12 protein-coding genes are annotated in these 11,495 nt (G+C 55.6%); 4 read left to right on the top strand and 8 right to left on the bottom strand.

Annotated elements, in window-relative coordinates; translation table 11 throughout:
• Positions 1–350 precede the first annotated feature (350 nt).
• The gene (metE, locus tag BMY49_RS13640) at positions 351–2,648 is read right to left on the bottom strand and encodes a 5-methyltetrahydropteroyltriglutamate--homocysteine S-methyltransferase (protein ID WP_089675817.1); all 2,298 of its coding nucleotides are present in this window, start codon (positions 2,646–2,648) and stop codon (positions 351–353) included.
• 99 nt (positions 2,649–2,747) lie between these two features.
• Between metE and BMY49_RS13635 the strand changes: the two genes are divergently transcribed.
• A complete protein-coding gene (locus tag BMY49_RS13635) occupies positions 2,748–3,686 on the top strand; it encodes a LysR family transcriptional regulator (RefSeq protein WP_058577124.1) in 939 nt (312 codons plus the stop codon).
• Here the strand turns inward: BMY49_RS13635 and BMY49_RS13630 are convergent.
• Complete coding sequence (locus BMY49_RS13630; RefSeq protein ID WP_089675816.1) at positions 3,649–5,271, bottom strand: ATP-binding protein; 1,623 nt, start codon at positions 5,269–5,271, stop codon at positions 3,649–3,651. The genes BMY49_RS13635 and BMY49_RS13630 overlap by 38 nt on opposite strands.
• Positions 5,272–5,288: 17 nt before the next feature.
• Positions 5,289–6,047 (bottom strand): winged helix-turn-helix domain-containing protein, encoded by a 759-nt coding sequence (locus BMY49_RS13625; RefSeq protein ID WP_044630480.1) that lies wholly within the window; start codon positions 6,045–6,047, stop codon positions 5,289–5,291.
• A gap of 229 nt (positions 6,048–6,276) precedes the next feature.
• Between BMY49_RS13625 and BMY49_RS17460 the strand changes: the two genes are divergently transcribed.
• On the top strand, positions 6,277–6,417 hold the full coding sequence (locus BMY49_RS17460; RefSeq protein ID WP_162835828.1) for a hypothetical protein: 141 nt from the start codon (positions 6,277–6,279) through the stop codon (positions 6,415–6,417).
• A gap of 83 nt (positions 6,418–6,500) precedes the next feature.
• Here the strand turns inward: BMY49_RS17460 and BMY49_RS13620 are convergent, their stop codons facing one another.
• The 3 genes from BMY49_RS13620 to BMY49_RS13610 form a co-directional block, all read right to left on the bottom strand.
• Complete coding sequence (locus BMY49_RS13620) at positions 6,501–6,680, bottom strand: PLDc N-terminal domain-containing protein (RefSeq protein ID WP_044630479.1); 180 nt, start codon at positions 6,678–6,680, stop codon at positions 6,501–6,503.
• Positions 6,681–6,751: 71 nt separating this feature from the next.
• Positions 6,752–7,267, bottom strand: coding sequence for a retropepsin-like aspartic protease family protein (locus BMY49_RS13615; RefSeq protein WP_054641533.1), 516 nt, complete (start codon positions 7,265–7,267; stop codon positions 6,752–6,754).
• A gap of 16 nt (positions 7,268–7,283) precedes the next feature.
• The gene (locus tag BMY49_RS13610; protein ID WP_089675815.1) at positions 7,284–8,630 is read right to left on the bottom strand and encodes an MFS transporter; all 1,347 of its coding nucleotides are present in this window, start codon (positions 8,628–8,630) and stop codon (positions 7,284–7,286) included.
• Between the two features lie 136 nt (positions 8,631–8,766).
• Between BMY49_RS13610 and BMY49_RS13605 the strand changes: the two genes are divergently transcribed.
• The gene (locus tag BMY49_RS13605) at positions 8,767–9,228 is read left to right on the top strand and encodes a substrate-binding periplasmic protein (protein WP_082051481.1); all 462 of its coding nucleotides are present in this window, start codon (positions 8,767–8,769) and stop codon (positions 9,226–9,228) included.
• Between the two features lie 4 nt (positions 9,229–9,232).
• Positions 9,233–9,454 carry a diguanylate cyclase gene (locus tag BMY49_RS13600; protein ID WP_089675814.1) on the top strand — a complete coding sequence of 74 codons (222 nt, stop codon included), beginning with the start codon at positions 9,233–9,235 and terminating at the stop codon, positions 9,452–9,454.
• Between the two features lie 39 nt (positions 9,455–9,493).
• On the opposite strand, the gene BMY49_RS17455 is transcribed toward BMY49_RS13600, so the two are convergent.
• Entirely contained in the window at positions 9,494–9,640 is a 147-nt protein-coding gene (locus tag BMY49_RS17455; RefSeq protein WP_164834392.1) for a hypothetical protein, read from the bottom strand.
• A 44-nt stretch (positions 9,641–9,684) separates the two neighbouring features.
• Positions 9,685–11,310 (bottom strand): BCCT family transporter, encoded by a 1,626-nt coding sequence (locus tag BMY49_RS13595; protein ID WP_062362354.1) that lies wholly within the window; start codon positions 11,308–11,310, stop codon positions 9,685–9,687.
• Positions 11,311–11,495: the final 185 nt, after the last annotated feature.

The following is an 11,495-nucleotide window of genomic DNA, read 5'->3' as shown; positions in this document are numbered from 1 at the left end:
CCCACCTACCCGCCGCATTTACTATCGCCCCTTCCGGATAGCTATGGGGCTTTGAGGATCATTGCACTCTCGCCCGGGTGCGATAGCCTCGTATGCGATTTCTGTTCGTCGGGCCGGGAGTTTGCCTTCAGCTTCCTTCGGATTCTGCCTTGCGGCAGACACCCTTGCTGTTCAGCTAACGGTTCCCGCTATCAGGGTCCGTAGGGGACTTTCACCCCCAAGTCATCCTGTGAGGCACCACCCTCAGGAATAGCGCCAGTCAAGGCGCTGCGCGCCATGCCTGGCGCACAATGCAAAAACCCCGCTGCACTTAGTAGCGGGGTTAATAGCAGCCGAGCAACCCACCTGGCTTAAGCGTAGCGCTGACGCAGCTGCTCAGCGGCCTCCACCATATTGGCCAGGGCAGGCTCTACCTCGGCCCATCCACGGGTTTTCAATCCGCAATCCGGGTTGACCCATAGACGTTCGGCCGGGATTTTCTCCAGCGCTTTCTCCATCAGTGCCACCATCCACTCCACCTCGGGAATATTTGGCGTGTGGATATCGTAGACGCCCGGCCCGATCTCATTGGGGTAGGCGAAGTCCTGGAACGCATCCAGCAGCTGCATATCTGAGCGCGATGTTTCGATGGTGATCACATCGGCATCCAGCGCGGCAATGGCGCCAATGATGTCGTTGAACTCTGAATAGCACATATGGGTATGAATCTGCGTGCTGTCGGCCACGCCTGCCGCGCTTAGCTGGAAGCTCTCAACAGCCCAATCCAGGTAAGCTTGCCACTCGCTTTGACGCAGCGGCAGCCCTTCACGCAGCGCTGGCTCGTCAATTTGAATGACATGGATACCCGCTTTTTCCAGGTCACACACTTCGTCGCGCAGCGCCAGGGCGATCTGACGGCAGGTGGTGGCGCGGGGCTGGTCGTCACGCACGAACGACCACTGTAAGATCGTCACCGGCCCGGTGAGCATGCCTTTCATCGGCTTTTCGGTCAGCGATTGAGCGTACTCGCTCCAGCGTACGGTCATCGGTGCAGGGCGCGTCACGTCGCCAAAGATGATCGGTGGCTTCACACAGCGGGAGCCGTAGCTCTGCACCCAGCCAAAGCGGGTAAACGCAAAACCGCCGAGCTGCTCGCCAAAGTACTCCACCATGTCGTTCCGTTCGGCTTCGCCGTGCACCAGTACGTCCAAGCCAAGCGCTTCCTGGCGTTCCACCGCGTAGGCGATCTCTTCGCGCATCCGCGCTTCGTAGTTCGCTTGGCTTAGCTCACCGGCCTTGAAAGCACGACGTGCGGCACGAATGGCATCCGTCTGTGGGAACGAGCCAATCGTGGTGGTGGGGAACAGCGGCAGTGCCAGCAGCCTGCGCTGGGCCTGCACACGCTGTGCATAGGGCGACTGACGCTGGCTGTCTTGTGGCGTGACGGCGGCCAAACGCTCGCTCACAACGGGTTGGTGGATACGCGTCGATTCCCGGCGCGCATCCAAGGCGCGGGTTGCCTCGCTCAAACGCTGCTCGTCTTCCGGCGTAGCACGGTTATCAATCAGTCGCGCCAGCGTGACCACTTCATCCAGCTTCTGACGAGCAAACGCCAGCCAAGTCACCAGCTCGGCGTCCAGCTCGGCCTCTTGACGCAGATCGACCGGCACGTGAAGCAGCGAGCAGCTAGGCGCGAGCCACAGCCGCTGTCCCAGTCGCACTTTCAGCGGCAGTAAGCGCTCACGCAGTGCCGCCAAATCGGCCCGCCAGATATTTCGGCCATCCACTAAACCTACCGAGAGCACCTGGTGCAGGCTTAACCGATCAATCACGCTCTCCACCTGCTCGGGGGCACGCACGGCATCGATGTGCAGCCCCTCTACCGGTAGCCGCGTGGTGAGCGAAAGATTATCGCCCAGCGCGCCGAAGTAAGTGGCCACCAGCAGCTTCAGCGGGGCCGACTGCAGGCGATGGTAAGCACGCTCGTAGGCCTGCTGCCAGGCCAGTGGCAAATCCTGTACCAGCGCAGGCTCGTCTAGCTGCACCCACTCAATACCCTGAGTCGCTAGGCGGGAAAGCGTCTCGCTGTAAACATCCAGTACGCTATCAAGAAGCTCAAGACGGTCAAACTCACTGCCCTTGGTTTTGCCTAGCCATAGCCATGTCAGCGGCCCGGTCAGCGTCACTTTGGGCGTAAAGCCCGCTTTTAGAGCTTCATCTACCTCGTCAAACAGCCGCGTGGAGGCTAAGGTAAATGTCTGCCCTGGTTGAAGCTCAGGCACTAGGTAGTGGTAATTGGTATCAAAATATTTAGTCATCTCGCAGGCGGCCGCCGGGGTACCGCTTGGCGCGCGGCCACGGGCCATGCGAAAGGCGGTGTCCAGGTCGACGTGGCCTGCGTTTACCTCGTCTTGGGCTTGAAAGCGGCTAGGCACCGCGCCCAGCATTACGGAAACGTTTAGCACTTGGTCATAAAATGCGAAATCACCCACGCTGACCATATCCAAGCCCGCGGCTTGCTGGGTTTGCCAGTGGGCAAGCCGTAGCGCTTGGCCAGCGGCTTCTAGTTCGTCACGGCTAACGTCGCCCTTCCAGTAAGCTTCAGTGACTTTTTTCAGTTCGCGCTGAGCGCCAATGCGGGGATAGCCGAGAATATGAGAAACTGTCATGATGATTCCTTCCAACGTGAATGATTTCACACAGTTTGAGTGCCGCATAAACGTGAATCAAACTAAAGATTTTAATATCAAACATGAAAAACACTCACAATGATTGAATTACGCCATTTGCGCACGCTGCTGGCCCTACGCGAAACTGGCTCGCTGGTAGAAGCCGCTGAGCGGGTGCACTTAACGCAGTCGGCCCTCTCACACCAATTGAAAGATCTAGAAAGTCGCGTGGATAGCGCGCTGTTTGTGCGCAAGACCCGTCCGGTAGAATTCACGCGGGCAGGGCTTCGGCTACTGGCGCTGGCCGATGAGATTTTGCCGGAGGTCCGCAAAGCTGAGCGGGACCTGGCCCGATTAGCGGGCACCGAGCAGGGGCGGCTCCACATGGCCATCGAGTGCCATAGCTGCTTTCAGTGGCTCATGCCCACGGTGGATTACTTCCGCGACCACTGGCCGGAAGTGGAGATCGATATTCCCAGCGGGCACCATTTCGACCCGCTGCCTGCCTTGGCCCGTGAGCAGCTGGATTTAGTCATTACCGCCGACCCTCAGCCGCTGGAAGGCGTTCACTACGTGCCGCTGTTTCGCTATGAGGGGCTGCTAGCGGTTGCCCGGCAACACAGCTTTGCGGGCCAACCCTATATTGAGCCTAGCGCGCTGGCCGAGGAGACACTGATCACCTACCCAGTGGAGCAGTCGCGCCTGGATGTCTTCACCCAATTTTTGGCCCCAGCCAACGTGCGCCCTAAAGAGATTCGCACCGCAGAGCTGACGATTATGATGATGCAGCTGGTGGCCAGTGGCCGCGGCGTATGTGCGCTGCCCAACTGGGCGCTCACGGAGTATTTAGAGCGCGACTACGTCAGCGCGGTGAAGCTAGGCGAGCACGGCATCTGGAGCACGCTCTATGCCGCTATTCGTGAGGAGTCGGCGGAAGCGCCGTGGATGCAGGACTTTTTGCGTACCGCCAAGGAGACCTCCTTTGCGGTGCTGTCAGGAATTAAACCGGCGAATCGCGACGAGGAATCAGCAGCGTAAAGCGTGCGCCGCCCAGCGCAGGGCTGCTATCTACGGTGACGCTACCACCGTGGCCTGCCATGATTTTTTGCACAATCGAGAGACCAAGGCCGTAGCCACCAGAACTGCGGGCGCGGCTATCGTCCAGGCGCGCAAAGGGTTTGAAGATATCGGCTCGGGCATCGAAGGGAATGCCTGGGCCGTCATCTTCTACATCTATACGCACTAAGCGCGGCTCATCCCACAGGCGAATCACCACTTGAGATTTGCCGTAGCGGCAAGCATTGCCCACTAGGTTTTGTAGTGCCCGCTGCAGGTAGCGCGGCTCTGCCAACAGCTCAATATCAGGCCCCGGCACCAGGGTTAAGGTCTGCCCGCTGTGCAGCGGTGCTAGCGTATCAATCACCCGCTCCGCCATAGACCGGCACTCCACCAACGCCATTTCCAGCTCTGCGCCATTGACCGTTTCGCCACCTAGGCGCGCATAGGTCAAAATTTCGTCCACTAACTCATCCAGTTCAGCAATATCTGCATCAATACCCTGGAGCTGACGCTGAATGGCGGGTTGATCGGTCATGTCCTCGACCATCTGCACCGCAAAGCGGATGCGTGCCACCGGAGTGCGTAGCTCGTGGGAGACAGCGCGAATCATCTCTTGCTGACCCCGCAGTAGGCTCTGCACTTGGTTCGCCATGCCATTAAAGGCCATCCCCAAGCGCCCCAGAAAGTCGCCGCTTTCCACTTTGACGCGGGTTTCCAACCGGCCACTGGCAATACGGGTTGCCGCCAGCTCGAGCCGCGCCATGCGCGACTCGATGCTGCGCATAATCAGATAAATGATCAGGCTTAGCACGACCATCAGCGCCACGAGCAGCGGCAAGTGCAAATTGAGCGGCAACGTATCGCCTCGGGAAATAGGCCCAGCCTGAAGCCACTGGTCGGCCCCTCCCGAGGCGTTAGGCAATTGATAAAGTAGCGTAATCGATAGCTTGTCTGTCACTAGCCGGGTTATCACACCCCCGAGCGTTAGCTGAAACTGCTGTTCGGTGGTCAAGTCATCGGGAAGTGCGTTGAGCAGGCTCAACGGCCAACTGCCGGGGCGTAGCTCGGCCAGCGCCGCTAGCCGCTCTTCCTCTGGCATGGCGGCCAGCCATTCCCCCAACAACACCATGCTGCCCTGCCACTGGCGTTCGCTCCAAGCGTCAAACGTGGCTTCCAGCACCCATAGCTCCCCGCTGGTGTTAGCCGTGGGCAGCCGCTGGCGCAGTTGCCAAGGCTCTTCTGCCACTAACACCGCGCCCCGCTCAATTCGCGACCGCTCGAAATAGCCTAACTGGGCGTCGTTCATGTCGCGCAGCACCAGCTGCATGCCTAGCTGCTCGGAAAAATCGCCTAACAGTGTTTCACGCTCATCTATGGGCACGCTGGCAAGCTGCTGTGTCATTAATGACATAGGCAGCGCGGCGAGCTGTTCGCGATAATCTTCCCGGCGCACCTGCTCTATAAAAGAACGCCCCCCTAGCGCAATAAAAAACACCACGCACAGCGCTAGGCCCAGCAGTAGGTAGAAGCGTAAAAACGAGCCGTGGCTAAGCACTCGCCGCATTAGGCGACCTCTCTTGTTTAACTGTCTTTAACAAACAGATAGCCTTTACTGCGCACGGTTTTAATACGGTGCGGCTGGTTAGGGTCGTCGCCAATTTTTGGGCGAATACGCGATACGCGCACATCAATAGAGCGGTCTTGGCCGTCGTATTTAATGCCTCGCAAGTCGCTGAAAATCTCTTCGCGGGTCAGCACACGGCCAGCATTACGCGCTAGCAGCCACAGCAGGTCGAATTCTGCGCTGGTCAGGTCGATACGCTCACCGGAGAGCCAGGCTTCCCGCGTGGCGTTATCAATCTCCAGGTTCTCAAACTTAAGGCGCATTTCACCATCGGGGGCTGGCGCGTCCGCGCGACGCAGAAGCGCACGCATACGGGCTAGCAGCACGCGGGGCTGCACCGGTTTGGGCACATAGTCATCCGCGCCCATTTCTAGCCCGAGCACTTGATCAAGGTCATCAGTGCGGGCAGTCAGCATCATGATGGGGCCAGCAAAGTTGGGCCGCACGCGGCGGCAAATGGCCAAACCATCTTCACCGGGTAGCATCAGATCCAAAATCACTAGATCCGGCTGCAGCGTTAAAATACGATCTACGCCTTTGGCACCATCCGCTTCTAGCGTCACTTGAAAGCCGTTTGCTTCCAGATAATCGCGGGTGAGCTCGGCCAAGCGCTGATCATCTTCAATAATCAGCACATGATCCTGGTCAGGGTAGTCGGGAGTTACCGATTCCTGCGCCCCAAGTGCTTGAAACTGCTGTTCCAAATGATCTACCATCCTTTTTCTTCACTCCGCTTAGGCAGTTTGTGTTATCACCCGCTCACCCTGTGCAAAAGCAGGTTGTGGATAGCTTCCAGGATACCTTAAAACCTTGCAAACGCCTGCCCCTTGATTAGCGTTGCGTATGCATCCTAGTTAGAGGGCGTCTTGAGCAACTTGATTCTTCCACCACCAAGCGCTAATGTGAGGTGGCGAACTGTCGACAATCGGACAGGAGGAGATCGCCATGGGAGATGGCAAAGCCAAAAGTGTCATTAAGCGTGTCTATGTACCAACGCAAGTGCGCGACCTGCCCAACGGAGAGAAGTTAAAAATTCCCGGGCACTACAAAGCGCCGCCCAGCGAAAGCAACGATTCGCTCGATTAACGATGCGCATATAAAGAAAAGGCAGGCCTGTCGAGGCCTGCCTTTTTAATACGCCTTCATGTACGCCTTCATGGTTAAGATGGCTATCCCTTGGGGCCGAACAGGAACCAAGCAATCAACCCCACCAGGGGAAACACCAGTAGCGCGATAATCCATAGCAATTTGGCAAGCCCGCTAGCCGAGCTTTTTGCCACTTTAACGATGGCCCATACCACAATGATGAGCCAAATAAGACCGAGCAAACCACCGACTTCAATACCCATAGCAACTCCTTAGCGTGTTGGCATCCATGAGTCTTCAGCTAAGCACATGACTGCAGTGCGCACAAGTCGCCCTAAGGCTCTGGCAAGCGCAGCACCATCTCCCCGCCGCGAATCTCAATCGCTAGCTGGTTTAAAAAGCTCATCCCAAGCAGCACCGTATCGCGCTCCATGCCGGGGCTGATAGAGCCCTGCACGTTGTTCATCTGAATACCGCCCAGCACTACTTCATCTAGCTGAGTCAGATTACCCTCGACACGGCCATTGGCGGTGTTAAACCAAGCACGACGCCCTGGCGCTAAGCTTAGCCTTTTAGCTAGCTCACTAGGCACCGCTACATAAGTGGCGCCTGTATCCAACAAAAACGTCACAGGCTCACCGTTGATCTGACCCGGTGCTTCAAAATGGCCTGCTCGGTTACGCTTTAGTGTTACCGGGCCATTGTCTGGGGAGGTATTCATGATGTTCACGTTAGGGTGCAGCATGTCGTCAAGACCGCCCTGAATCCACCACGTTCCTACCGCCATTAACAGCACCCAAAATAGCAGCATCATCACAATGCCGCCCTGCTGTGGCCTGTGTCTTGCCATTATTCACCTCACGGCATCAAGAACTTTTCCAGGCCACTGCCGCCTCACGGCCACGGCGCTCATTGACGCCTACGCAAATTAGCATCGCTGCAATAAATAGCCCAACACATAAAAGAATAGACGCTTGAAGGCCAATCAGCGTTTGCAACACCCCTAACATGACGATGCCCAGCACCCCCGCCAGTTTGTTTGCCAAGCCCCAGAAGCCAAAAAACTCCGCTGATTTTTCCAGCGGTGAAAAGACACCCACCAGCGCGCGGCTGGCCGACTGGCTAGAGCCTAAACTCAACCCGGCTAAGCAGCCGACCACTAAAAACAAGTGCTGTGCCTGCCACTGCCACCCAAACTGCTGATTGAGCCACTCGGTTAACGCCGGAGTTGCCCAGATCGCGACAATAGCCGCAACCCAGAGAGCAAGTGTCATTTGATAAGTGTGTTTAGCGCCCAGTTTATCTTGTAAAAACCCAAATCCGATGGCTCCCGCAGCAGCGGTGACCTGCACAATAATAAACATGATATTGCGCACGCTCTCATCCCAGCCAATCACCTGGGCCCCGTAGATAAAAGCAAAAGCGATAATGATGTAAACGCCTGCCATCGAAAATAGAAGTGACACTAAGAAAACGCTTAAGTCTTTGAAGTAGCGCAGCTCATGAAAAGTACCCAAAATCCTCTGCTGGGCAATTTGCCGATAAGAAACGCCATGGGGTTTAGGTACGCCGCGCTCTTTCAGCCATAAAAAAGTGGGAATCGCCGCCACTAAAAAGAACCCTGCTGCAAAAGGTCCTACCCAGCGAATACGCTCAAAATTGTCAGCCGTTGCCTCTCCTAGCACAATCAGCGTAAACCCTGCGGCCAATAGGCCGCCAATATAGCCCAATGCCCAACCAAAGCCGGAAATTTTACCCAGCGCACCCGGCGGCCCTAACTCTGGCAGAAAAGCGGCAATAAATGACTCTCCCATGGAGTAGGCGTAGTTTGAGAGTACGATTAACAGAAGGCCTAACACCACGTAGCCGGGCTCAACGAAGTAGAGCATGGCCGTGGTTGCCACCGTAGCCATGTAGCTAAACAGAAGAAAGCGCTTTTTTTCAGCACGGTAATCCATGATGGCGCCACACAGGGGAGCGCTGATCACCACCAGTAAATAACTGATGGCTAAGGCCAAGCTCCATAAAAAGTTCGCTAAGCGGTAGCCATCGTTCCGCTCACCGACAATCACCGTGGTAAATAGCTCACCAAATACCACGGTAATAATGAGGAGCGTGTAGGCTTGATTGGCAAAATCAAACATTGCCCAGCCGAAAATTTCGCGCCGCGTAGCGTAGGGGGACGAGGCAGGCGTAGCAGTTGCAGACGGCATATCAGCACTCGCTTAAAAAGAGTTCTAAGACTATCAGTTAGCCGCATCGCACGGCTATAGACAGCGTTAACAGAATAGAGGTGACAGAAATACAAAGTTACTCTAACTTTGCTAGGTAAAATTAGCAGATAAGGCTTTGCGTACAAAACCTAACTTCCGGATACTTCCCTGGGCACGTTCCTACACCGAAGCAAGGCTACGTGACTATCACTGCGTCTACTCCACTACCCGTACGGCTGAAAGAGAACGGCAGTTTCACTGGGTAGGGCCACTTGTAATTAACGAATGGTCTGCTTTTGGCCTCGCCGAACGGCAGCTTGAGCTGACGCAGCTTAGCGAGTTACACGAATGGAAAGTCGGTAGTTTCCGCGAGGATGCCGTGGGAGATTACGTTGCGAGCAAAGGCATTAACGTGTTGCGAGCGCCCACTGAGCGGGAAAACATGGCACGTTTATCCGCAGGCTTGCTTGATGTGATTGTGACGGGGAGGGCCACAGGGGAGTATCTTGCCAAGGAGCTGGAGCTCGCCATTGAGCACTTATTCACCTTTTATTACGCACCGCTTTATCTGTGTACTGCCTGGCAAAGATGCCAATGAGGCGATGAATATTGCCAACTGCCTGCGCCAAGCCATTCTGTCACTGGCTATTCCCCATTCCTACTCCAGCACTCATTCGCACCTAACGGCTAGCATGGGCATTGCCACCACAACACCTGAGCAGCCGCTTAGCCCTGATGACCTGCTCAACAAAGCAGATCAACAGCTCTACCATGCCAAACGACGCGGCAGGAACCGCATTGAGATACACGAACGCCCGGCGTAATCGGGCGTTGTAGGCATCCATCGGCTCTACGTCACAGCGTCACAGCAACCAGTGGGCAATGACCGCTGACAAGCCGACCACCATCGCAGTGACTACCGCAACGGTGACCACCCGATCTAACCAACGGTCGAAGGCAGCCCCTTTTGGCTGCCTTCGCGTTGCCCCGTGACGTCCCTGTCGAGCCATTAGCACGCAGTTTCCATAGGTGCTTCCTCTATCGAAGCCGTTGTTTAGCTATTAATACGCCGATTGACCACGCTGGGCGCACGGCGCAGACGCTCCTCTTCCCCTAACTGCTCCGCCTCAAAGGCATCAGCACCCACGGGGGTCTCACCGTGGCGACGGTAGAGCTGGGTCAGCATCGCTTTACGATCCGCACGCAGCTCGCGTACCAGCACAATCACCATCATATACAGAATAAAGGTAAACGGCAGCGCTGACAGCACGGCCGCTGACTGCAGGCCAGAAAGGCCACCCGCCACGATAAGCGTAAGGCAAATCGCCGCGATCAGCACGCCCCATACCACGCGTTTATAGAGTGGTGGATTGATAGAACCATTATCCGTCATCTGCGCCACAATATACGAAGCGGAGTCTGCTGAGGTCACCAGGAAAATAAAAATTAGCAGCATGGCCAACACGGAGAGCACGCCCGAGAACGGCATCAAATCAAACATCTCAAACAGGGCGACGGTGATGTTTGCTTCGGTGGCCGCAGCCAGGCCTACATCGGTGCCGTTCAGCTCCAGGTTAAGCGCTGCACCACCAAATACGCCGATCCACAAGCACGCCAAAAGCGGCGGCACAAAGAGCACCCCAAATACGTACTCTTTAATAGTGCGCCCGCGAGACACACGTGCCACAAAGGTGCCCACAAAGGGCGACCAGGCAATCACCCAAGCCCAGTAGAAGATGGTCCAGCTACTAGCCCACTGGTTGTCGCTATAGGGTGAAATGCGCAGGCTCATGCCAATAAAATTCTGCAGATAGTCGCCAATGCCTAGCGTAATCGTTTCCAAAATAGCAATGGTCGGGCCGGTGAACAGCACGTAGAGCATCAAACCGATACACAGCGCCATATTTAAGTTAGACAGGCGCTTAATGCCTTTATCCAAACCAGACCAAGTAGATGCCATGTAGGCGCAGAACATCACAAATAGAATGACAAATTGCCAAAACCCATTCTCCGGCAAGCCAAATACCGCGTTAAGACCGCCATTCATTTGTAATACGCCAAGCCCTAGTGATGTCGCCACCCCCATCACGGTAGCCACCACCGCAAAAACATCTAACCAGGAAGCGTAGGGGCGCACATGGGGGTGCTTGGCCGTGACCGACGAGAGCACTGAAGACACCAAACCCGCCTGCCCCTTACGGAACTGAAAGTAAGCAATAATCAAACCCACCACGGAGAATGCCGCCCACTGGTGAATTCCCCAATTAAAATAGCTGTACTGGATGGCGTAGCGTGCAGCCGCTTCGCTCTCTGCCGGGACATCGCCGTAAGGCGGGTTAATGTAGTGCGTCATGGGCTCTGCCATGCCGTAAAACACCAGCCCTACCCCAAAGCCTGCGGCCAATAGCATGCTGATCCATGAGAAAAAGCTGTAGCTGGGCGTACTGTCCTGGGGTCCCAGACGTACTTTGCCGTATTTACTGAGCGCCAGGCCAATCAGGAACACCACAAAGCCAAATACAGAGAAGAGATAGAACCAGCCAAATAGCTCGGTAATTGATGTGAGGGCGGCCTCAGCAGCATTACCAAACGCGACAGGAAACGCGGCCCCCACAATCACTAAGCCGAAAATAATCACTGCCGATGCGATAAACACCGACTTCCCTCCATGATTTGTCATAGCACCACCCTGGTTAATGAAAATACTGGTTAATAAATGCGTGGATTTATAAAAACACGGCTCTTCATTTTAGTGCGCTCAATTAAATCCTAACATCCGAGGCTAGCAATCGCATGTTAAGCGCTTAATACAGAAAAATTAGCACCAACTGATATATTAGTTTCAACTCTCAAAAAGAAGCAGTG

The sequence above is a fragment of the Vreelandella aquamarina genome, from assembly GCF_900110265.1.
GTDB classification, from domain to species: domain Bacteria; phylum Pseudomonadota; class Gammaproteobacteria; order Pseudomonadales; family Halomonadaceae; genus Vreelandella; species Vreelandella aquamarina.
This window is presented reverse-complemented; position numbering and strand designations above follow the sequence as displayed.